Source organism: Marinomonas primoryensis, assembly GCF_013372285.1.
Taxonomy (GTDB): domain Bacteria; phylum Pseudomonadota; class Gammaproteobacteria; order Pseudomonadales; family Marinomonadaceae; genus Marinomonas; species Marinomonas primoryensis.
This window is the reverse complement of record NZ_CP054301.1, coordinates 279,268-300,959: the sequence shown is the minus strand read 5'-3', so window position 1 is coordinate 300,959 and position 21,692 is coordinate 279,268. Positions and strand designations below refer to the sequence as shown.

The window sequence follows — 21,692 nt, the reverse complement described above, 5'->3', positions numbered from 1 at the left end:
TCAATCAACACCACGCTACTTTTCCATCTATCCAGGTTTTTTGAACCTGATAGTCTTCACTAAGCGCCACCAGACTCGCTCGATAGTCTGGCTTAATTCGACCGAACTGATCGTCTATGTCTAAAAATTCAGCCGGTCTTAAAGACGCCATTTGCAAGGCTTCTGCTGGAGTTCGGCCCGTCTGAAAAATAGTATTTCGAACCGCCGTTGCCATGTCCAAATCAGACCCCGCTAAGGTGCCATCTTCTGTGGTGACCTTGCCATCACTACGGCGTACTTTTTTTCCTAAAAACGCCATCTCGGTTTCAGCTGAGCCAACACTTTGAATCGCATCCGTCACCAGCATGATGTGCTCGCAACCTTTTGCTGCAATCGCCACTCTCATGGAGGCGGGATGAACATGATGACCATCGGCAATCAAGCCACACCATGTTGGTTTGCCTGTTTGTAAAGCGGCACCAACCACGCCGGGCTCACGGCTTGTCAGTGGTGTCATGGCATTAAATAAATGCGTAAAGCCTCGGGCACCACTGTTTACCGCCGCCATTGCTTGTTCATAGGTTGCCGCAGAATGTCCAATACAAACGATGGCTCTTTCAGACACTAACCATTCGATAAAACCTGCCCGTACCTGTTCTGGCGCCAAAGTTACCATCAGTTTTCCACGGCGACTGACATCCAATAACGTCGCTAGAATGTCTTCATTTGGCTGACGAAGTTGATATTCATTATGAACCCCTTTACGCACAGGGTTTAAATAAGGACCTTCATAATGCAAACCTAAGACGCCGCCCATCTTTTGTGAGAGAGCCTCATTCACCGCGTCATGCGCCTCAGACATGATCGTATAGTCATCAGAAATTAGCGTCGGCATCATAGCAACCGTGCCGAACTGCGCATGACTCTGAACGATTCTCTCCAAGGCCGATAACGTTGGCGTATGGTTAAACAAGGTGCCACCGCCGCCATTGACATGCACATCGATAAAGCCCGGAGCGAGAATTTCCACGACATCAGTGGCGGTATTACTTGGCGTTTGCGTGGCAACGATTGACGCAATTTGGCTGCCGCTAAACGTCACTTCTTGGTTGCTCAGCCACTGCTCGCCATTAAACAGGCGTCTTGCAAATATTGTCGTCATATTGCCATCCTTCCAATCTGTTCTTTGGCCATCAATATCGCCCCCGCCATTGCGTCACCTTTGGATTCGCATAAATAAGCAAGGTAGTGTTTCGGCAAGTAAGGCTGAATGACGTCTGATACGCCACCAGCGAGCACGATTTGCTTTGCGCCTTTTGCAATCAAACAATCTAAATATTGACTAATCCAAACCACTTGTTCATGGACGATTTTCAACGCGACAGGGTCTTTTTGCAGAGCAAATTCGAAAACTTGAATGGCAAAGGCTCCGTATTCTTTTGGTAACGGCTGACGATTTTGGAACAATACATATTCCTCTGGCGATAAAGAAAACTCGGCATTAATACTGTCTGTCATTGGCGATGTAGGCGTGATTCCATCCAGCGCTGCCAATGAATGCTCTAAAGCAGACAGCCCAATACGAGCACCACTGCCTTGATCCGATAACGGAAAGCCCCAGCCGCCGACAATATGAAACCGTTCATTCTGATAAAAAACACCACAACTGCCCGTACCTAAAATAAGTAAAGCGCCATCTTGTCCATCAAATGCACCAAGACAAGCAGAGTGCGCATCGGTCAATAAATAACGACGTCCAAACGGGGATGACTGAGCAATAACCAGTTCTTGCTCAAGTGGCTGATTTGCCCCAGCAAGCCCAAGTCCAAGCGTGATTTTAGAATAATCATTAGGGTCGATATTCCCTTGATGACACGCTTCTAAACAGGCATTGGTTATATTTTGCCACGCGGCTTCAATACCAATACGTGGATTACCAGAGCCCGCGACGGCTTCGCCTAACACCGTCCCCTCACCGTTAACGAGGCGTGCACGGCAAAAGGTTCCACCGCCATCGACGCCAATATACAGGCCTGTCATAACAAATTTCCTTCATGCAACTGCTGGCGCTTTTCTTCACACCATAAATAATATTCTTTTAACGACAGCAAACTGGCTGCCTCTTCGTCTAATATCACGATCGATTTTTTGTGCTGTTGCAAAACGGACGCTGGGCACATGGACGTCAGTGGCCCTTCTATCATATCTTTCACCGCTTGCGCTTTGCCTTTTCCTGTCGCCATCAGCAAAATAGCGCGGCTCTCCAGAATAGTACCAATACCCATGGTAATGGCTAAGTGGGGCTGAAACTCTCCTTCGGTAAAAAAACGCTTATTGGCTTCTACCGTCGATTTAGACAAGGTTTTAATCCGCGTTCTTGACGCAAAGCTGGACGTGGGCTCGTTAAAGCCAATATGTCCATTCACACCAATGCCCAGTATTTGTAGATCTATGCCGCCTGACCTCTCGATTTCTGACTCGTAAGCCTTCGCATTACGAGCAAGAACCTCTGGATCCAAACTGTCCGCCAAAGGAACATACGTATTGGCAGAATTAATATCGACAAGATTAAATAAGTGCCGATTCATAAAGGCGCGGTAGCTTTGCTCATGACACTCAGAAATACCAATGTATTCATCTAGATTGAAGGTTTTCGTATTTTTAAAAGAAAGCAAACCCGCTCGGCAGCGGCTGACTAATTCATCATAAAGCGCAATCGGTGTAGACCCCGTCGCTAGCCCAAGTATCGAGTTGGTATTTTCTGTAACCACATCCACTACACTGTTGGCAGCGTACTGAGCCACATCATTAGGCGTAGGAAGAATAATAACCTGCATAAACATTTACCTTTAAAGCATTTGCCATCAAAACAACAATACCAATATAGAACCTTTGATCTATAAAGGTCAAAATATTTTCTATTTTTTGGTATATTTATTTGCTTGCGTGCAATATTGGTGCTAATTTCTAAAAACAAACAATACCTAAAAAATACCAATTGAAGGTATTTAATAATAAAAAACCAAGAAAATCACCAACACAATCGGAGAACAACCATGCTGAATGCTCATTCAATCCTGTCCGTATCAAAGTATGCTCTCGCTACTGCTGTTGTTTTAAGCAGTGCAGGCATGGCAAATGCGGCAGGAACCTTAAACATTGAAAGCTGGCGTAGTGACGACGCCAACATTTGGTCAGACGTTATCATTCCCGCCTTCAATAAAAGCCACCCTGGCACAAAAGTCTATTTCTCGCCGACACCACCAACACAATACAACTCTGCTCTACAAGCAAAACTTCAAGCAGGTACGGCTGGCGACCTTATTACATGCCGCCCCTTTGATACCTCATTAACCCTTTATAAAGAGGGTTATTTGGACAAGCTAAACGACCTTAAAGGACTTGGTGAATTCTCTGACGTGGCGAAAAGTGCTTGGGTCACCGATGATGGACAAGATCAATTCTGTTTACCTATGGCGTCTGTTATTCATGGCTTCATTTATAACAAAGAAATTTTTAAAGAATTGAGTCTATCTGAACCAAAAACACGTGATGAATTCTTTAAAGTACTCGACACCATCAAATCTGAAAGTCGCTACACACCTCTTGCCATGGGCACAGCGGACCAGTGGGAAACTGCTACGATGGGCTTTCAAAATATAGGTCCAAACTATTGGAAAGGCGAAGCAGGTCGTAAAGCACTTCTAGATGGCAAAGCCAAACTGACGGACAAACCGTACGTGGATACGTGGAAAGAGTTAGCGAAATGGAAACCGTATCTTGGCAATGGCTTTGAAGCACAGAAATACTCTGATTCTCAAAACCTATTCACACTGAGCCGCAGCGCAATTTATCCAGCAGGATCTTGGGACATTCAAACATTCAACAATCAAGCCGATTTTGAATTTGGCGCTTTCCCACCACCAGTCGCAAAAGCAGGCGATACTTGCTACATAAGTGATCACACAGACATTGGTATTGGTATCAATGCTAATTCGAAAAACAAAGCCGCCGCACGTGAATTACTAAATTGGATGACAAGCCAAGAATTTGCGGAATTGTTTGCCAATGCGGTGCCAGGCTTCTTTCCATTGTCGAACCATAAAATTGCAATCAAAGACCCAGTAGCTCAGGAATTTATCAGCTGGCGTGACGATTGCGAGTCTACGATTCGTAACTCTTACCAGATCCTTTCTCGTGGTACACCAAACTTAGAAAACCAACTTTGGAACGTCAGTGCACAAGTTATCAACGGCACAATGACACCAGAAGCAGCCGCGCAAGAAACGCAAGAAGGGTTAGAGCAATGGTACGCTCCTCAACAATAAGCTAAGCAAACCATGGGAGGGCGAATGCCCTCCCTATTTTGATGATTCGAGACGTTACTATTATTTGAGACAGTACTATTATTCGAGACAGAGCTATGACTCAACCAAACCACCAAGACGAAAAAAAGCCCTTTCCATGGCACCTCGTCGTTTTCCTGACGCCCGCGTTGCTGGTTTACGTTACGTTCAGCGTTTACCCATTACTCGACACACTTTTTTTAAGTTTGTTCGACACCCAACGAGGTGAGAGTACTTTTGTCGGTCTGCAAAATTTCATTACCTTAGTGACAGACGATAATTGGTCCGATGCTTTTTGGAACGCACTGCTTAACAACTTTAAGTTCTTTGCCATTCATATGCTGCTGCAAAACCCGATAGGGTTGTTACTTGCCGTGCTCTTAAGCTCGCCAAAATTACGTTTGTCTGGCACGTATCGCACACTTATTTTTATGCCAACCATGCTGTCCGTGGTAATCATTGGCTTTGTTTGGCAACTGCTTCTCAGCCCAATCTGGGGAATTTCTGAAAACTTCCTGTATAGCATTGGCCTTGGTCACTATTTTGATGCTTGGCTAGGCAAAGAAGGAAGCGCCTTAATTACCCTCAGTTTTATTTCTGTTTGGCAGTTTGTTGGTATTCCCATGATGCTGATTTACGCCACCTTGCTGAACATTCCTGATGACATCGTTGATGCGAGTGTGGTCGATGGCGCAAACCCATTGCAGACCTTTTGGTACATCAAATTACCCTTGATATTACCGACCATTGCCATGGTTTCGATTTTGACCTTTGTCGCGAATTTCAATGCCTTTGAATTGATATACGCCGTGAAGGGCGCCTTAGCAGGGCCTAATTTCTCCACCGATTTGATGGGGACTTTCTTTTACCGAACCTTCTTTGGCTTCCAGCTTCAGCAAGGCAGTGCCAGCATGGGCGCCGCGGTTGCCACTCTAATGTTCTTAATCATTTTAGTGGGTGTCATGCTGTTCCTTTTCTTTGTTCAACGTCGCATTCAGCGATTCCAATTTTAGGAGGCTATGATGAAACTATTAAATGGGCTTTTGTCTTCCTCACCACGCAACGTATCAAAAAGTGTCACGGTTCACGCCATTTTGTTGGCTTATACCGTTATCGCTCTGTTCCCGATTGTCGTCGTTATCATTAATGCGTTTAAAACCCGTAAAGCGATTTTTAAGGACCCATTGGGATTGCCTGACAGCAGCTCTTTTACCTTAGCGGGTTTTGAAGAAGTGCTATTGCGGTCAAATTTCGGTTTGTATTCATGGAACAGTTTGGTGGTCACATTGATTGCCGTTGGCTTGGTTTTGTTGCTGGGTGCCATGGCAGCTTGGGCATTAACTGAATATAAGTTTCGCGGCAATTTTGTTATCACCTTCTTATTCGCCATGGGCATCATGATTCCAATTCGACTCGGCACAGTGAGTATTCTGAGTTTGATGGTCGAACTGAACCTTGCCAATACCCTCACCGCTCTGGTGCTGGTGTACATCGCACAAGGCTTGCCTCTCGCGGTGTATATATTGTCTGAGTTTGTACGCACCATTCCGAAGGAGCTTACGGAAGCGGCGCGATGTGATGCGGTCAGTGAATATAAGATTTTCTTCTGCATTATTTTGCCACTGCTTAAGCCTGCGATGGCGACCGTAGCGGTCTTTACCATGATCCCAATTTGGAACGATTTATGGTTCCCACTCATTCTGGCGCCTGGGGAAGAAACGCGCACCATTACCCTAGGCGTACAGCAATTTGTTGGCCAATACGTAACGAACTGGAACTCGGTACTGTCTGCCCTCACTTTGGCGATTGTTCCCGTGCTGATCCTATACACTATTTTTTCAAGACAACTGATCCGCGGCTTAACCAGCGGAGCGGTCAAATAAACACACTATCTTGACCGTTGGAGACTCATTTTATGGCAAGTGTAAAACTCAATAACATTAAAAAACGTTTTGGCGATGTGGACGTATTGCATGGCATCGACCTAGACATTAAAGACGGCGAATTTGTCGTGTTGATCGGCGAATCAGGGTGCGGGAAATCCACCTTACTTCGTTTATTGTCAGGACTTGAAGACATTACGGAAGGCGACCTGTATATCGATGGCGAGCGCGTCAATGGTCGTTCGCCAGCGAAGCGTGGCATCGCGATGGTGTTTCAATCTTACGCTTTGTACCCACATATGAATGTGTTTAAAAACATGGCGTTCGGACTAAAAATTGCCGGCAAAGACAAGGCATTTGTGAACAACAAAGTACTCGAAGCGGCAAAAAAATTGAAAATAGATCACCTGCTGAATCGTTTACCTCGTGAGCTTTCCGGCGGCCAACGCCAGCGTGTAGCGATTGGTCGCGCTATTGTTCGTGACCCTAAAGTCTTCTTGTTTGACGAACCATTGTCTAATCTTGATGCGTCGCTTCGTGTGCAAACTCGCGTTGAACTTGGCAAGTTGCATCAAGAACTAAAAGCCACCGTGGTTTATGTTACCCATGATCAAGTTGAAGCCATGACATTAGGCGACAAAATCGTCGTCATGAACAAAGGCCGAGTAGAGCAAGTTGGCTCGCCTTTGCATTTGTATCATCATCCACAGACACAGTTTGTCGCGGGATTTATTGGCTCGCCAAAAATGAATTTCCTCTCCGCCAGAATTACCGAAGTAGGCCCCGAAAACACGCAAATCATGTTAGAATCCGGCCGCGTTATTTCTGCCGCCATCGATAGCTCAAGTTTAGAAAAAGGCGTTCACGTGCAATTAGGCCTTCGTCCTGAGCACATGTCTGTAACCTGCGACGAGAATACGCTAGAAGGGAAAATTACGCTGGTAGAACACCTTGGAGAGCAATCTTACTTATACGTAGATATACAACAAGAAGGCGAGTTTGTGCTAAAGGTAGATGGCGATAACCAATACCAAGCGGGCGATAACGTTACGTTTGGTATAAAACCAAACAGCTTGTATCTGTTTAATCATCAAGGTCATGCTTTACCTCGAGTAAATTCCAACTTAGAAACAAAGCCGCTTCCCTAATTAGGGAAGCGTACGTTGACAATATGGGGCACTCCCCTTTGGAAAATAGAATGAGTCAAAATCGGGTTAATTCATTATTTGGTGCGCCTGAGACCTTGCGAGAAAAAGGCATACCGCTCTACATTCAAGTTAAGAAAGCCATTCAAGCCGCCATAACTGAAGAGCGAGTTTCCGGCGGGGATACCTTACCGCCTGAGCGCGATCTTGCTAAGTATCTGGACGTTTCTCGCGTGACCATTCGACGGGCCATTGATGAGCTTATCAAAGACGAAGTCTTAACTCAGCGCCAAGGCGCGGGTACCTTTGTGAGTGAACGGGTTGAACAGCCTTTAAACCATTTACGCAGCTTTACCGAAGTCATGGAAGCGCGTGGTAAAACCATCACTTCAAAGTGGTTGGACCGCTCTTTAGGCATGCCTCACGAAGACGAGTGCAAAGCGCTTAAACTGGCGCCAGACCAAGAAGTGGTGCGTTTTTATCGCTTACGTTACGCGGACGGCAAACCCATGGCACTAGAGTTAGCCACCATTCCTAGTCGCTATATTCTTAACCCATTTGCTATGGAAGGGTCGCTCTACAATTTATTAGAACAGCAAGGTTGCCGACCGGTCCGAGCGCTACAAAGACTGCGTGCCGTGAGTATTGATGAACAACGGGCGAGTTTGCTGGACATTCCTCAGCTCAGTGCAGCATTGTACATAGAACGAACCGGCATCAATCACGAAGGTACCCACGTCGAATTTACTCGTTCATGGTTCCCTGGTGATTCCTACGACTTCGTTGCGGAGATTCGAGACACGCTTTAAGACAAAGGCCTAATCTTAGTAAATAGATCACTTAACCAGCCAACGTCTTTTTCTTAGCGGAATGAATACGTTAACACTACACCGTATACGCCGTGATTTTTCGGCACTCATGGGGCGACCGTGATACCAGCCTTGATGAAGATGGATGCCGATGTGGTTGATTTTCTCGCTGTCGCCTTTGGTTTCAATGCCTTCTGCAATTATGTAACACAACGCTGCGTTAACAATCCCCTGTATATAGATCCGAAATAGAAGCAAAAAAGACACAACGTCGTTAAGATGGCTTTACACCTTTACAAAGTGGAACGGCCTCTCCTTATCGCTTGCTCTTGTGTTCTATATTGATAGCAAGTTACTAGAAAAAAAGTACATGATATTTGTAATTAAAAATACAGACGCCTCAGGTAATAATAAAAACCTTTTCTTAAAGTACTAAAACTTAAGGTATTCATAAAATTCAGTGCATTTTTTGAAAACCACTCACTTCCAACACACACTTTTTATGCCGTTTTTCCTGAGCGTCGTCATTTACCAGCAAAAGTGCGTGTGTTTCTAGACTTCATTACAGATAAGCTTAAAGGTGATCACCCTTATTGGGAGGTTGACTACATAAAATAAAATGATCGTCATTCTGATTCGTCTTTCAATTTCCCATACTTATACACCGTATTTCGGCTCACTCCCGCCGTTTTTGCGGTTTGTGAAACATTGCCTTTAAACTCATTTAACAGCCGAGGAATCAGCCGTTCTAATGGCTCATTTTGCCCTGTCGTTGGACTAGATTCAGCCATAGCGGATTGCCCTATCGCGTCTAAATCATCAAAGAAGTCATCAGGCAAATGCCAATCCTCCAGTACTTCTTCATCTGCCATCGCCATGCCGACTTTCAGCACATGAGCCAGTTGTCGCATATTACCGGGCCAAGGGTGTTTCACCAAAAGATTGACCATGGCTTGTGATAAAGCAGGGCCAGGCTCTTCTTTGCGTAAACGATTATGAAGATACTGAATCAATTCCGCTTTGTCGGATCGCTCGCGTAGCGCTGGCAACTCTATGTTTAAACCGGAAATTCGATAATATAAATCTTGGCGGAAACGCCCTTCTTTGACTTCTTCTTTGAGTGTGCGGTTGGTGGCAGAAATAAGCTTGATATCAACCGGATACACATCAGTAGAACCCAGCGGTGTGACCACTCTTTCTTGTAAAACGCGCAATAAACGAGATTGAACGGCCATCGGCATTTCACCGATTTCATCCAAAAATAAAGTGCCACGATGAGCACGACGAATCAGGCCAATTGAGCCTCTATTTTGAGCCCCTGTAAACGCGCCTTTTTCGTAACCAAAAAGTTCGGATTCAACCAATTCCGCGGGAATCGCAGCACAGTTTACCGCTACTAACATCTCTTTGGCGCGAGAGCTGTGATAATGCAAACTGCGAACAAATATTTCTTTGCCTGCGCCCGTCTCCCCATGAATCAAGATGGGAATGTCCTTTTCCATGATCTTGTGAGATTGACGTACCAAGCGCTCTACACGTTCGTCGCCATGTTGTAATTCCGCCAATGGAATAACGTTATCAGGTATATTTATCAACACCGTATTTTCCACTTTACTCATCTTCTCGATCGGCAAAGTTTCTTCATTTATAACCATGGGTTCAGCCTGTGAAGGGGCGACATAATCGGCACGTTGACGGAAGTCAGGAACACGCATAATTTGCTGTACTGGCGGAATCACTTTGACATAAAACTGGTAACGCCCCATGGCGATCAACTTCATTGGCAAACTAAAGGGATGATGCTTAATTTCACGCATTTCAATATCAAAAATTTGATTTATATTGAGCAAAGCCAGATCTCGCGCTAACACCACTTCGGCACGACGATTCGCCGACACAATAGTGCCGTTTTCATCGAGCACCAAAATACCCGACCAATGACTGTCTAAACTGACCACATTGGTATTAAAACTCAGGATAAAATGCTCTTGCTGAAACGCCGAAAAAATCAGACGATTTTCAACACTCAAAGACATGAGCTTCACCATACCAAAAGTATGATCTTGTGGCAGGTACGCATCGGAGGAAATGTCCAGCACACCAACTAAATCATTTTTAGCGTTGTAGATAGGCGACGCTGAGCCCACCATAAAACGATTGGCGCGTAAAAAGTGTTCGTCACGGCCAACTTGAATCGCTTCACCTGTAATCAGCGCCGTGCCAATGGCATTGGTTCCAACGCCCATTTCAGTCCATTGGTTCCCGCCAATTAAACCGTGCTCTTCCGCACTGCCAAAACGTGGTTGACCCCAGGTATTCAATACATGCCCTTGACGATCGGCTAAAACAATCATGCAGGCCGAATTGCTGAGAATATTTTCATAATACGGCAGCACTTCGTTTTCCGTGGTTTCCAGCAAGCTACGGTGCTGGTCCATCAAATCGCTCAAGGTGCCTTTCGGTAAAGTCGCAAAATCTGGACGACTGCTGTGATCGAGTCCAAATTGCTCACAACGATACCAAGACGCTTGAATCCGATCTTTGTGAGTCTGAGTAAGACTCGTGTCACATTCAGCGTCTATGCCTACAGGTGCACCAGCGGTTTTTTGTTGTTGTTCTTCTTCGTCTTGCATTTCCAACTCCAGCACCGCAAGGCAAACGCCACTACTGTGCACGAAATGTTCATTGTAATGGGGAACTGTAAACACTTTGAACACCTCTGAACAGTCCCTGTTCGAAAGTGAAAACCACATGAAATAACCATAAAATGAAATAAAAGTATTAAAAATCAATAGATTAAAATTTATTTAGGCAATGAAAATATTTTTGGCATGTCTTCTGCAACGTATTTATTCATAAAGTGTGTTCACTTTTGAGCCATAAAAAGCCAAAAACAGGACCACATATAAAAACAATAACAACAAAAAAGGTACTGACAATGTCTCTGACGCTGCAGAATGTATCGCGTGTTGTTGAAGGCGAGACTTGGATTGACGACGTTAACTTAACGCTCGAACCTGGCTCTTTCAACGTTTTACTTGGACGAACGCTGTCTGGTAAAACCACGCTCATGCGACTCATGGCTGGTCTTGACCGACCAACCAAAGGAAAGATCCTCATGAATGGGGTAGACGTGACCGGTGTAGCCGTTCGCGAACGCAACATTTCCATGGTGTATCAACAGTTTATCAACTACCCCAACCTCACCGTATACGAAAATATCGCATCACCGCTTCGTTTAGCCAAGATGGATGAAAAAGAAGTGGATCGTCGCGTACGAGAAACCGCTGAAATGCTTCGTATCGACCCTTTTCTTGATCGTTTGCCTCTGCAACTGTCTGGTGGACAGCAACAACGTACCGCGATGGCAAGAGCCTTAGTAAAAGACTCTCAAATTATTTTGTTCGATGAACCACTGGTTAACCTCGATTACAAATTACGCGAAGAGCTACGCCAAGAGTTACGCGCGCTCTTTAAAGTACGTAATTGCATCGCTATTTACGCGACCACAGAACCCAACGAAGCGTTGGCGCTGGGCGGCAACACCGCGGTCTTGAACGAAGGTCGTTTATTGCAAATGGGGCCAACGGCCGAGGTTTACCATCAACCAAAAGATATTATTACTGCTGAGATGTTCTCTGAACCACCTATCAACGTCGTACAAGGCCGAGTCAGTGAAGAAGAAGTTACCTTCGATGACACGGTGCATTTTCGCTTAAACAGCGATTTGCGTCGCCTTACTCCAGGTGAATATCAATTTGGCGTGCGCGCGTCACACATCGGTTTAGTCCCTCATTCAGACGATGACCTAGAACTGCCTGTGCGTGTCGATCTTGCAGAAATCAGCGGCTCGGAAACCTTCCTACATGTTCACAATCCACATTTTGATTTGGTGCTGCATTTGTCTGGGGTTCACGCTTATCAGGTGGATCAAGAAATTAAGGTCTACTTCCCGACGCACAAGCTTTATGCCTTTGACGCACAAGGCAAGATGGTGCATTCCCCAGCACGAATGAGGGATCAATAATCATGGCTTCTATTACGTTAAATGCGTTAGCACACAGCTATACAGAAAACCCAACCAAACCCGAAGATTACGCCATTCGTGAAATGACGCATGTGTGGGAACAAGGCGGCGCGTTTGCGCTACTTGGTCCATCAGGTTGCGGTAAATCCACACTGCTTAATATTATTTCTGGCCTGTTAAAACCGTCCAACGGCGAAGTGTTGTTTGATGGTAAACGCGTCAACGAATTGAAACCGGAAGAACGCAACATTGCACAGGTTTTCCAGTTTCCCGTGGTGTACGACACCATGACAGTATTTGATAATTTGGCATTCCCGCTACGAAACATCGGCGTGCCAGAATACAAGGTGAAGTCAAAAGTCTACGAAGTCGCGGAAATCCTCGAACTGTCTGACCAACTAAAACGCAAAGCCAAAGGCTTATCGGCCGATCAGAAACAAAAAGTATCTATGGGTCGCGGTTTGGTTCGCGACAATGTGTCGGCAATTTTGTTTGATGAACCGCTTACGGTTATCGATCCTCAGTTGAAATGGAAATTGCGTCGTAAGCTCAAGCAAATCCATGAACAGTTCAACATCACCATGGTGTATGTGACTCACGATCAGCTCGAAGCGTCTACTTTTGCCGATAAAATCGCGGTGATGTACAACGGACAAATCGTCCAATTCGGTACACCACGAGAATTGTTTGAAAATCCGGCTCATACCTTTGTTGGTTACTTTATTGGTAGTCCAGGCATGAACTTCTTAGACGTCGAGCTAAACGACACGCTGACCTTTGGCGGCCATGAAATAGCCACCAGCGGCGCCATGCTTACGCGTTTAAAAGCCATGAACGCCAGCAACATCAAGATAGGCATTCGTCCAGAGTTTGTTCATGTTTGGGATGGTAAGAATAACGATGCTTTTCCAGTAGAAGTGGATTTCGTAGAAGACCTTGGCACTTACAAGATTTTATCTTTCTTGTTCAATGGTCAAATAATGAAAGCACGCCTTAGCGAAGACCAACAAGTACCTTCTGGACAAATCTATGTGAGCTTTCCGGAGCAGTGGACAAAGGTCTATGTGGATGAATACCTGGTGGACCTAAGTATTCAAGCTGTCGCTACTGCTATCAATAACGATAAGGAGACCGACCATGCAAACTAAAGTCGAAAACAATAAGGCGTGGCTCCTTGTTATGCCTGTTTTCCTTATTGTTGCTTTCTCTGCCATCATCCCTTTGATGACCGTAGTGAACTATTCGGTACAGGACATATTTGATCCTCAGACGCGCTACTTCGTTGGCACAGAGTGGTTCAAACAAGTCATGTTAGACAGCCGCTTACACGAAGCATTGCTGCGCCAATTTATCTATTCCATCACCATTCTTGCAATAGAAGTCCCGCTGGGTATTTGTGTTGCCTTGATGATGCCAACCAAGGGCCGAGGCGCATCGTTGGCTTTGATCTTAGTGGCTATCCCTCTGCTAATTCCTTGGAACGTAGTCGGTACTATTTGGCAAATCTTCGGTCGTGCAGACATTGGGTTATTCGGTGCGTTTATGAATTATATCGGTGTCGATTATAATTATGCCTCCAACCCGACGGATGCCTGGCTAACCGTAGTATTAATGGACGTCTGGCATTGGACTCCCTTGATAGCCCTTTTATGCTACTCCGGTTTACGTGCAATCCCTGAAGTGTATTACCAAGCGGCACGAATTGACCAAGCCTCTCGGTGGGCGGTGTTCCGCCATATCCAACTGCCTAAACTAGCGAATGTTTTAGTCATCGGCATGTTATTGCGCTTTATGGATTCTTTCATGATCTACACCGAACCGTTTGTATTAACCGGCGGTGGTCCTGGCAGCTCAACGACATTCTTGAGCCAAGCCTTAGTACAGCAAGCCATAGGACAGTTTGACCTTGGTCCAGCCGCGGCATTCTCATTGGTGTACTTCTTAATCATCTTGCTCGTGTGTTGGGTTTTCTACACCACCATCATGAACATGCAAAAAGACAAGTAGGAGCGGATCATGACTCAATCATCAACACCTATATCACACAATAATGATTCTCATGGAGGAGCATCACACGGCTATAAAGTCACCAAGGAGCAAGCCCCGGTTTATAGCCGTGCGGAGCGTAAAGCCCGCAATGCAAATACTCGCGGCCGCTTTGGTCTGGTGCTCTATGTGATTTTGTTGCTATTGCCTATTTATTGGCTCATCAACATGTCATTTAAAACCAATACTGAAATTCTCAGCGGCTTGTCTTTCTTCCCTGCAGATTTCACTTGGGAAAACTACGCCAAGATTTTTAGTGATTCAACGTGGTACATGGGTTACGTCAACTCGATTTTTTACGTTTCCATGAATATGGTCATTAGCTTATTGGTCGCATTACCTGCTGCTTACGCCTTTAGCCGCTATAAGTTTATTGGTGATAAGCACATGTTCTTCTGGTTGCTTTCAAACCGTATGGCACCACCAGCGGTGTTCTTACTGCCTTTCTTCCAGCTGTACTCTTCAGTCGGCTTGTTCGATACACACATTGCGGTGGCACTGGCTCATTGTATTTTCACCGTGCCTCTAGCTGTGTGGATCTTGGAAGGCTTTATGAGTGGCGTGCCTCGTGAAATTGACGAAACCGCCTATATCGATGGTTACTCTTTTCCAAAATTCTTTGTGCGTATCTTCATTCCTTTGATTCGCTCTGGTATCGGTGTGACGGCATTCTTTTGCTTCATGTTCTCTTGGGTAGAGCTGCTATTGGCGCGTACGTTAACGTCGGTCGATGCCAAACCTATCGCCGCTATTATGACGCGTACCGTTTCGGCTTCAGGAATGGATTGGGGTCTTCTCGCTGCGGCGGGTGTGCTTACTATTCTGCCAGGAATGTTGGTCATTTATTTCGTTCGTAACCATGTCGCGAAGGGCTTTGCCCTTGGTCGAGTGTAAGGAGAATCATTATGGCTTGGATGTCTTGGACATTACCTACTGCTCTATTCTTTATCGGCATTGCTGTGATCTTGGTCGGTATGACCACATGGCAAATTGTCTCACCTTGTGTGGAACGTCGTGGTTTTTTACCACTGGCAACCACTCGAGGAGATCGCTTATTCATAGGCCTGCTCAGCAGCGCCTTTATCCACCTCGCATTCGTTGCTTTAACGGATGTGAACATCGCGGTGGTAACCGTCCTGTGCGCATTTTGGATGATTATCCTAATGCGTTGGGGCTAGAGAAAGTATTCGTACTTTCTCTCATCAGCGTCCCTAATCAATAGGAACGATGGATTATCTGGCACGGAAGCCAATAAAAAAACTAAACTTTGTTGAGGTAAAACATGCGCTACAATAAGAAGAAAATTGCACTAGCCGCCTTACCCTTTGCTGTTATGTTGCACTCTGCCAATATTTGGGCCGATGCATACTCTGACGCAGCAGAAAAATGGGTAGATAACGAATTTACTGTTTCCACGTTGAATAAAAAACAACAGCTTGACGAAATGCACTGGTTTACCGACGCCGCGAAAAAATTCCGCGGTATGGAAATCAATGTTGCGTCAGAAACCCTAACAACGCACCAATACGAGTCTCAAGTATTAGCCAAAGCTTTCGAAGAAATCACTGGCATTAAGGTCAACCATGACCTTATTCAAGAAGGTGACGTCGTCGAAAAACTGCAAACGCAAATGCAGTCTGGTCGTAATATCTATGATGCTTACGTAAACGACTCTGATTTGATCGGTACGCATTTCCGTTACGGTAAAGTCGTTCCTATCTCTGACATGATGATGGGTGATGGTAAAGATTACACGTTGCCAACACTGGATCTTGCCGACTTTATCGGTTTAGATTTCACGACAGGCCCAGATGGTAAACTTTACCAATTGCCAACACAGCAGTTTGCTAACCTTTATTGGTTCCGTGCTGACTGGTTTGCTCGCCCTGACCTAAAAGCGAAATTCAAATCTATTTACGGCTACGAACTTGGCGTACCAGTAAACTGGTCTGCTTACGAAGACATCGCTGAATTCTTCACTGATAAAGTGAAAACCATCGATGGCGAACGCATTTATGGACACATGGATTACGGTAAAAAAGATCCGTCTCTTGGCTGGCGTTTCACCGATGCTTGGTTCTCTATGGCGGGTGCGGGTGATAAGGGTACACCAAATGGTTTGCCTGTGGATGAATGGGGTATTCGTATCAAAGATGCGTGTTCACCTGTTGGTTCAAGCGTCTCTCGTGGCGGTGCTACCAATGGCCCAGCGGCCGTTTATGCAACGACAAAGTACGTAGACTGGTTGCGTAAGTACGCGCCACCAGAAGCGCAAGGCATGACATTCTCTGAATCTGGTCCTGTACCAGCTCAAGGTGGCATCGCTCAGCAAATCTTCTGGTACACCGCGTTTACGGCTGACATGACGACTAAAGGTCTTCCTGTTGTAAACGAAGATGGCACTCCGAAATGGCGCATGGCACCATCTCCTGTTGGGCCATATTGGGAAGAAGGCATGAAAAAAGGCTATCAAGACGTTGGCGCTTGGACCTTCATGAACTCAACGCCAGACGATCGTCGTCTAGCGGCATGGATGTACGCTCAGTTCACAACATCTAAAACAGTCTCTTTGAAGAAAACCTTAGTAGGTCTAACGCCTATTCGTGAGTCGGATATCAACTCACCTGAAATGGCGGCTGCAGCACCTAAATTGGGTGGCTTAGTAGAGTTCTACAAAGGACCAGCTCGTAAACAGTGGTCTCCAACTGGAATTAACGTACCTGATTATCCTAAGCTAGCTCAGCTTTGGTGGCAGTACATTTCTCAAGCAGCCAGTGGCGAAGCGACACCTCAAGAAGCCTTGAACGGTCTAGCAGCGGCACAAGACAAAGTAATGGAACGTTTAGAGCGTGCTAACGTACAGCCTCTATGTGGACCAAAAATGAATACGCCACGTGACGAAGCTTACTGGTTGGCTCAACCAGGTTCGCCAAAACCGAAATTGGCGAATGAAAAACCACAAGGCGTTACTGTTTCCTATGACGATTTAATTCGCTCTTGGGAATAATATCACCTTACACTCTCTGAACGTTTGACCGGCTTAGGCCGGTCTTTTTTTAAGCAAAATATGGAAAGTCTAGCTTAATGAGTTGAGGATTTTTCTTTATTTACCAGTACTTTCAATTCGTCCTGCAAACTTTCGATTTTTTCAGCCAGTATGTGCTGCTGAGAAAGTGGAATTTGAGATATATCTTGAAGTGAGATTTTCTCTAAATCTTCGAGTAAATTGACCAAATGTGTCATGCCTTCGTCCTGTTTTTTCATGCTAGCTCTCTCCTTAAACTGCGTTTTGACTACTAAACATAGCTAACTTTTAAAGGTTACACTGTCATAAATCAGAAAATTTCTGTGAAAAATTAAAACCTTTATTAATTTGGGTCAAATACTTCGCACTAAGTCTTTTCTAATGAAACACTTACGAGTGCTTTAGCCAATCCGAACTTTATCTCAGCAACCAAAATTAAATTCTTTAAAGTTTACGTTAAGCACATCACTACACTGTGATTAGCGCATTTTTTGTAAAACACGTCCCAATTAAAGACCACATCAGGCAGCTTCCATCCACGAGACCATCAACTTAATGATGTCGCTGAAAATCTATATTTAAAAGCGTCGTAACTTAATAAGAAAAAAAAACGAAAGCCAGAAACGACTTTCGTTTTTTATTTGTTTGTTTAAAGAAGGTAACCACCTTCCACTTCTATCACTGCATTTCGCAGAGCGATAGAATCATCACCCAATAGGTACATAATAGCACCGACATGGTCAGCCGAGTTTAACCCGCGACCTAATGGCGTTGCCCGAAGGCTTTCAAACAAAGAGTCTTCCTGCTCTTTCGTCATGCCGGCTTTAGATTGAATTTCTGTCGCCGTCACACCTGGACGTACGATATTAATTCGCACTTCTGTGTTCGCCAATTCCATATTCGCCACACGAACTATTGCCTCAAATGCCGCTTTACTGGCAGCGTACGTGGCACAACCTTCAAAGCTTTTTGTCACCGCAATACTGGAAATAAACACCACACTAGCCGGTTTCGCGAGACTAGGTAGAAGCGCCTGTAAGGTGAAAAAAGGTCCTTTAGTATTAATTGTCATGGTTGTATCAAATGCGTCTGGCGTCGTTTCAGAAAAGACATCGGGGTAAAAAATACCAGCATTTAATACAACACCATCAATTACTTTGCCTTCGCTTTTTAAGGTTTCACCTAACCAGCGAATTTGTCCCATATCCGCGTTGTCTACAAGATACCCAGTCACACCAAGCGCCACTGACACTCGATCCAACTTAGATTGGTCTCGACCAGTAATAATCACGTTATGCCCCAAATCGATACAATGCTTAGCTAATGTAAAACCGATACCCGATGTCGCACCTGTAATAAGAAATGTTTTTTGGTTCATGTTATTTATTTACCCTAACTATGTGAGAGAACAAACACACATGTTATGGCTTTTTACAGTTTCTAATTAGATACCAATAAAGAAACATTAAGTTTCCCTATTGGAACTTTCAATATTCAGATACATCCCTTATTCTGTTTCTTTCGCTTGCCTATTTACTATAAGAAAATACACCTATGAAAGCCTTACTGAACCACCTTTCTCATCTGTATTTGTTTCAGGAAGTGATCCGCTTAGGAAGCTTTCAAGCCGCCGCTATACAATGCAATCTACCACGTTCGTCGGTGAGTAAAAAAATCCAGCAACTCGAAGCTCACTTAGGGCAAAGACTCATTCAACGAAGCTCACGTAAATTAAGCCTAACAGAAGCGGGGGTATCCTTATTAGATGCCAGTCAGCCACTTAAAGCTCTAATAGAAGACTCACAACGAGTCATGGAAGATCTAGATTTCACACCATCGGGAAAGGTAAAAATCAGCTGCTCTTCGCTCATTGGTCAACATTATTTGTTACCTTTATTTAGCCAACTACGAGAGCAATATCCTAATATTTCACTAGAACTGAGTTTAAGCGACAAATATATAGACCTGATTGAAGAACAAGTAGACATTGCCATCCGAATTGGGCACTTGCCAAATTCATCCCTAGTAGCAAGAAAAATAGGCGAGAAACGCTGGGGCTGGTACGCAAGTCCAGAGTACCTTGAAATATACGGCACTCCGACACACCCAAATGAATTAAGCGACCATCAATGTTTAGTCTTTAAAAACAGCAACATAGAGTTAAAAAATTGGCCTTTCGATAATGGTGATGGCCGAATAGAAAGCATTCAAATACAGAGTAACATTACAACAGATGATAGCAGAGCGCTTGTTGAAATGGCTCGCTTAGGGCTAGGAATCGTCATGATTGACCCATTGCTCATCCGCAAAGACATTGAGCAAAAAGCACTTATTCCTATACTGACCGACTGGAAACACCCTAGTACAGACCCAATCAATCTAGTCTGTTTAGGGCGCAACTATCGCAGTCGCGCTTCCACTAGTATCTGGGAAGCGCTTTATCAAACACTCAAGTTTGATTAGCCATTCAAGTATGAATTAAAAAGTCTCCATCAATATATAAGGCAAAAGCGGGAAGATCACCTGTTAAGCTAAACACAACAAGTAGCAACAAAAAAAGCCGAGTGACGCTAGCCAACCAGCACCTAATGTTTTTCCTGAAAAAAACGTTGGCTCAATTTGGCCGCCAAATGCGATCCAAATACAGGATGAGGAACAGGTGCCACCGCGAGTACAATATCGACAGATGGTAAGGCCGGCAGGTTCGAATTTTCAATAATGTCCAATCCATAGGAAACACTGGAAACCGCCATCGCACTGATACCTTGACCACGTCGTAATAAACTTTTTATTGCCGTCGCGCTGGAACTGCTGCACACCAACCGATATTCTCGACCTTGTTTTTCCAAACCATCAATGGCCGTGCTGTGGAACTTGCAATCCGGTTCGTACAAGAGCAAAGAGAGCGGCGTTTGGTTTTCTATTTCTGCGTAGGTTGCATCGTCGCCTTTTACCCAAACGCCTATATCGTGCTTAAGCAAATACCCTTCTTCAGCATCTGGTGAACGAGTCAAAATGGCGATATCTATCTTTCCTTGATCCAACATCAAACGCAATTGTGTGCTGCAATCACAAACAATGCGCAGGCTTTGTTGAGGAAGCTCCCGTCGAATGAAATCCACCATGGATGGTAAAATCGATTCGGCGTAGTCGTCTGGGCAGCCAATGGTTAAAGGTGGATGCTGTAAATGCGCCGAAAAATGCCCAAGCGCTTCATCGTGTAATGACACCAGTCGTCTGGCATAACTCACCAATTGCTGACCTTGTTCCGTCAGCGCGAGATTTCGCCCTTCCTTCACAAACAAGCTGTGACCCGTGTCTTCTTCGAGCCGTTTCATTTGCATGCTGATGGCGCTTTGTGTGCGAAAAGTTTGCTTGGCTGCACGCGTAAAACTACCCGTGTCGACAAACGCAATGAAACTACGAAGTGCATCAATATCCATGACGAAACCATTTATCACTATTTAGAATGGGAGGCATCAAAACTATTCGTTAGTCTTCACAAAAACAAGCAGTAATAATGAGTTCCACAAAAAGGAGCGCAACACATGAAACTCATTATCGGCAACAAAAATTATTCCTCTTGGTCTTTACGAGGCTGGTTGGCATTAAAAGCCTTCGATGTTCCATTTGAAGAAATAAAGCTCAGTTTGTTTAGCGACGAATTCTATACAGAACTTGCTAAACACTCTCCTGTGGGTAAAGTGCCGGTTTTGGTAGATGGCGATTTGAGCGTGTGGGATTCTCTTGCCATTTGCGAATACATTAATGAAACCTATTTAGACGGAAAGGGCTGGCCAGTAGACAAGAGCAAACGAGCCGTGGCACGCTCTGTTGTTGCGGACATGCATTCTGGACTGTTTGGTATTCGCACTGAGATGCCAATGAACTGCCGAGCACGACGTCATGTCGAACTGAGCGATCAAGCCAAAAAAGAAGTCGCCACGCTGGATGCGCTTTGGTCAAAATTACGCGCCGAAAACGCACAAAACGGCGACTATTTGTTCGGCAAATTCAGCTTAGCCGATGCCTTTTTCGCGCCTGTTATGTTTCGTTTTAAAACGTATGGCATCGCGTTGTCGGCAGCGGCAAGTGACTACCAAACTACCATGCTCATGCACCCAGCGATGCAAGAATGGCTTGACGATGCCATCGCCGAAACCGACGTCTACGCCGCAGGTGAAATAGGCGAAGCCGTTTAGGTTCTCGCAACATTTAGTCTCTCCAACATAAAAAACGAAAGCCCCTAATAGGGCTTTCGTATTTTCAATATGTCAAAGCGTCACTTATTAAATACCTCAGTTTGCTCGACTGACGCTTTAAATTTACCCATTGCCCGAATGCCCGAATGCCCGAATGGTATTCGACATTGCTGATCTACAAAGTAGGTCAAATTCATGTCATCCGTTTCAGAATAAAATTAGCTTTTGCC

The 21,692-nt window shown here is 45.0% G+C and carries 20 protein-coding genes; 13 read left to right on the top strand and 7 right to left on the bottom strand.

From position 1 onward, the window contains the following. Positions 1–4: 4 nt before the first annotated feature. Genes nagA through nagB form a run of 3 tightly spaced genes read right to left on the bottom strand, consistent with a single transcriptional unit; the run spans position 5 to position 2,816 of the window. Positions 5–1,141 (bottom strand): N-acetylglucosamine-6-phosphate deacetylase, encoded by a 1,137-nt coding sequence (gene nagA, locus MP3633_RS01350; RefSeq protein WP_176334161.1) that lies wholly within the window; start codon positions 1,139–1,141, stop codon positions 5–7. Further along, the gene (locus tag MP3633_RS01345; protein ID WP_176334160.1) at positions 1,138–2,019 is read right to left on the bottom strand and encodes a glucosamine kinase nucleotide-binding domain-containing protein; all 882 of its coding nucleotides are present in this window, start codon (positions 2,017–2,019) and stop codon (positions 1,138–1,140) included. The genes nagA and MP3633_RS01345 overlap by 4 nt, the downstream gene beginning before the upstream one ends. After that, positions 2,016–2,816, bottom strand: coding sequence for a glucosamine-6-phosphate deaminase (gene nagB, locus MP3633_RS01340; RefSeq protein ID WP_176334159.1), 801 nt, complete (start codon positions 2,814–2,816; stop codon positions 2,016–2,018). Before nagB ends, MP3633_RS01345 begins: the two co-directional genes overlap by 4 nt. Before the next feature lie 219 nt (positions 2,817–3,035). Between nagB and MP3633_RS01335 the strand changes: the two genes are divergently transcribed. The 5 genes from MP3633_RS01335 to MP3633_RS01315 all read left to right on the top strand — a co-directional run bounded on the left by MP3633_RS01335 (position 3,036) and on the right by MP3633_RS01315 (position 8,162). Beyond that, complete coding sequence (locus MP3633_RS01335) at positions 3,036–4,307, top strand: ABC transporter substrate-binding protein (RefSeq protein WP_244959762.1); 1,272 nt, start codon at positions 3,036–3,038, stop codon at positions 4,305–4,307. Between the two features lie 95 nt (positions 4,308–4,402). Then, positions 4,403–5,338, top strand: coding sequence for a carbohydrate ABC transporter permease (locus MP3633_RS01330; RefSeq protein ID WP_112135539.1), 936 nt, complete (start codon positions 4,403–4,405; stop codon positions 5,336–5,338). Positions 5,339–5,344: 6 nt separating this feature from the next. Beyond that, positions 5,345–6,208 (top strand): carbohydrate ABC transporter permease, encoded by an 864-nt coding sequence (locus tag MP3633_RS01325; protein ID WP_425324751.1) that lies wholly within the window; start codon positions 5,345–5,347, stop codon positions 6,206–6,208. A 32-nt stretch (positions 6,209–6,240) separates the two neighbouring features. Continuing rightward, positions 6,241–7,356, top strand: a complete 1,116-nt coding sequence (locus MP3633_RS01320) for an ABC transporter ATP-binding protein (RefSeq protein WP_176334158.1) — start codon at positions 6,241–6,243, stop codon at positions 7,354–7,356. Between the two features lie 50 nt (positions 7,357–7,406). After that, positions 7,407–8,162, top strand: coding sequence for a GntR family transcriptional regulator (locus tag MP3633_RS01315; protein ID WP_176334157.1), 756 nt, complete (start codon positions 7,407–7,409; stop codon positions 8,160–8,162). Between the two features lie 626 nt (positions 8,163–8,788). Here MP3633_RS01315 and MP3633_RS01310 read toward each other — a convergent pair. Further along, complete coding sequence (locus tag MP3633_RS01310) at positions 8,789–10,795, bottom strand: sigma-54-dependent Fis family transcriptional regulator (RefSeq protein ID WP_176336685.1); 2,007 nt, start codon at positions 10,793–10,795, stop codon at positions 8,789–8,791. A gap of 305 nt (positions 10,796–11,100) precedes the next feature. On the opposite strand from MP3633_RS01310, the gene MP3633_RS01305 reads away from it, so the two are divergent. The 6 genes from MP3633_RS01305 to MP3633_RS01280 all read left to right on the top strand — a co-directional run bounded on the left by MP3633_RS01305 (position 11,101) and on the right by MP3633_RS01280 (position 17,242). Next, positions 11,101–12,189: an ABC transporter ATP-binding protein gene (locus MP3633_RS01305; RefSeq protein ID WP_176334156.1), complete on the top strand. Its 1,089-nt coding sequence runs from the start codon at positions 11,101–11,103 to the stop codon at positions 12,187–12,189. Between the two features lie 2 nt (positions 12,190–12,191). Next, on the top strand, positions 12,192–13,337 hold the full coding sequence (locus tag MP3633_RS01300) for an ABC transporter ATP-binding protein (protein ID WP_176334155.1): 1,146 nt from the start codon (positions 12,192–12,194) through the stop codon (positions 13,335–13,337). Further along, positions 13,327–14,196, top strand: a complete 870-nt coding sequence (locus MP3633_RS01295; protein WP_176334154.1) for a carbohydrate ABC transporter permease — start codon at positions 13,327–13,329, stop codon at positions 14,194–14,196. Before MP3633_RS01300 ends, MP3633_RS01295 begins: the two co-directional genes overlap by 11 nt. Before the next feature lie 9 nt (positions 14,197–14,205). Next, positions 14,206–15,129 (top strand): carbohydrate ABC transporter permease, encoded by a 924-nt coding sequence (locus tag MP3633_RS01290; protein WP_217909034.1) that lies wholly within the window; start codon positions 14,206–14,208, stop codon positions 15,127–15,129. A gap of 11 nt (positions 15,130–15,140) precedes the next feature. Further along, the gene (locus MP3633_RS01285) at positions 15,141–15,413 is read left to right on the top strand and encodes a DUF2160 domain-containing protein (RefSeq protein WP_112135557.1); all 273 of its coding nucleotides are present in this window, start codon (positions 15,141–15,143) and stop codon (positions 15,411–15,413) included. Between the two features lie 104 nt (positions 15,414–15,517). Next, on the top strand, positions 15,518–17,242 hold the full coding sequence (locus tag MP3633_RS01280; protein ID WP_176334153.1) for an ABC transporter substrate-binding protein: 1,725 nt from the start codon (positions 15,518–15,520) through the stop codon (positions 17,240–17,242). Positions 17,243–17,316: 74 nt separating this feature from the next. Here the strand turns inward: MP3633_RS01280 and MP3633_RS01275 are convergent, their stop codons facing one another. Together MP3633_RS01275 and MP3633_RS01270 are read right to left on the bottom strand one after the other, a co-directional pair. Then, positions 17,317–17,499 carry a hypothetical protein gene (locus MP3633_RS01275; RefSeq protein WP_176333943.1) on the bottom strand — a complete coding sequence of 61 codons (183 nt, stop codon included), beginning with the start codon at positions 17,497–17,499 and terminating at the stop codon, positions 17,317–17,319. 410 nt (positions 17,500–17,909) lie between these two features. Next, on the bottom strand, positions 17,910–18,638 hold the full coding sequence (locus MP3633_RS01270) for an SDR family NAD(P)-dependent oxidoreductase (protein WP_176334152.1): 729 nt from the start codon (positions 18,636–18,638) through the stop codon (positions 17,910–17,912). A gap of 176 nt (positions 18,639–18,814) precedes the next feature. Between MP3633_RS01270 and MP3633_RS01265 the strand changes: the two genes are divergently transcribed. Continuing rightward, a complete protein-coding gene (locus MP3633_RS01265) occupies positions 18,815–19,723 on the top strand; it encodes a LysR family transcriptional regulator (RefSeq protein WP_176334151.1) in 909 nt (302 codons plus the stop codon). Between the two features lie 122 nt (positions 19,724–19,845). Here MP3633_RS01265 and MP3633_RS01260 read toward each other — a convergent pair whose 3' ends face one another. Further along, complete coding sequence (locus tag MP3633_RS01260) at positions 19,846–20,703, bottom strand: LysR family transcriptional regulator (RefSeq protein ID WP_176334150.1); 858 nt, start codon at positions 20,701–20,703, stop codon at positions 19,846–19,848. A 105-nt stretch (positions 20,704–20,808) separates the two neighbouring features. Here MP3633_RS01260 and MP3633_RS01255 point away from each other — a divergent pair, with 105 nt between their 5' ends. Beyond that, a complete protein-coding gene (locus MP3633_RS01255) occupies positions 20,809–21,462 on the top strand; it encodes a glutathione S-transferase family protein (protein WP_176334149.1) in 654 nt (217 codons plus the stop codon). The last annotated feature ends 230 nt before the right edge of the window (positions 21,463–21,692 follow it).

Excerpts from the sequence above, each read along its gene's own strand:
- MP3633_RS01325 (WP_425324751.1), top strand. The coding sequence starts at position 5,345 with ATGATGAAACTATTAAATGGGCTTTTGTCTTCCTCACCACGCAACGTA.
- MP3633_RS01320 (WP_176334158.1), top strand. The coding sequence starts at position 6,241 with ATGGCAAGTGTAAAACTCAATAACATTAAAAAACGTTTTGGCGATGTG.
- MP3633_RS01265 (WP_176334151.1), top strand. The coding sequence starts at position 18,815 with ATGAAAGCCTTACTGAACCACCTTTCTCATCTGTATTTGTTTCAGGAA.
- nagB (WP_176334159.1), bottom strand. The coding sequence starts at position 2,816 with ATGCAGGTTATTATTCTTCCTACGCCTAATGATGTGGCTCAGTACGCT.
- MP3633_RS01295 (WP_176334154.1), top strand. The coding sequence starts at position 13,327 with ATGCAAACTAAAGTCGAAAACAATAAGGCGTGGCTCCTTGTTATGCCT.
- MP3633_RS01345 (WP_176334160.1), bottom strand. The coding sequence starts at position 2,019 with ATGACAGGCCTGTATATTGGCGTCGATGGCGGTGGAACCTTTTGCCGT.
- MP3633_RS01255 (WP_176334149.1), top strand. The coding sequence starts at position 20,809 with ATGAAACTCATTATCGGCAACAAAAATTATTCCTCTTGGTCTTTACGA.
- MP3633_RS01270 (WP_176334152.1), bottom strand. The coding sequence starts at position 18,638 with ATGAACCAAAAAACATTTCTTATTACAGGTGCGACATCGGGTATCGGT.
- MP3633_RS01280 (WP_176334153.1), top strand. The coding sequence starts at position 15,518 with ATGCGCTACAATAAGAAGAAAATTGCACTAGCCGCCTTACCCTTTGCT.
- MP3633_RS01335 (WP_244959762.1), top strand. The coding sequence starts at position 3,036 with ATGCTGAATGCTCATTCAATCCTGTCCGTATCAAAGTATGCTCTCGCT.
- MP3633_RS01260 (WP_176334150.1), bottom strand. The coding sequence starts at position 20,703 with ATGGATATTGATGCACTTCGTAGTTTCATTGCGTTTGTCGACACGGGT.
- MP3633_RS01290 (WP_217909034.1), top strand. The coding sequence starts at position 14,206 with ATGACTCAATCATCAACACCTATATCACACAATAATGATTCTCATGGA.
- MP3633_RS01310 (WP_176336685.1), bottom strand. The coding sequence starts at position 10,795 with ATGCAAGACGAAGAAGAACAACAACAAAAAACCGCTGGTGCACCTGTA.
- MP3633_RS01315 (WP_176334157.1), top strand. The coding sequence starts at position 7,407 with ATGAGTCAAAATCGGGTTAATTCATTATTTGGTGCGCCTGAGACCTTG.
- MP3633_RS01305 (WP_176334156.1), top strand. The coding sequence starts at position 11,101 with ATGTCTCTGACGCTGCAGAATGTATCGCGTGTTGTTGAAGGCGAGACT.
- MP3633_RS01285 (WP_112135557.1), top strand. The coding sequence starts at position 15,141 with ATGGCTTGGATGTCTTGGACATTACCTACTGCTCTATTCTTTATCGGC.
- MP3633_RS01300 (WP_176334155.1), top strand. The coding sequence starts at position 12,192 with ATGGCTTCTATTACGTTAAATGCGTTAGCACACAGCTATACAGAAAAC.
- MP3633_RS01330 (WP_112135539.1), top strand. The coding sequence starts at position 4,403 with ATGACTCAACCAAACCACCAAGACGAAAAAAAGCCCTTTCCATGGCAC.
- nagA (WP_176334161.1), bottom strand. The coding sequence starts at position 1,141 with ATGACGACAATATTTGCAAGACGCCTGTTTAATGGCGAGCAGTGGCTG.
- MP3633_RS01275 (WP_176333943.1), bottom strand. The coding sequence starts at position 17,499 with ATGAAAAAACAGGACGAAGGCATGACACATTTGGTCAATTTACTCGAA.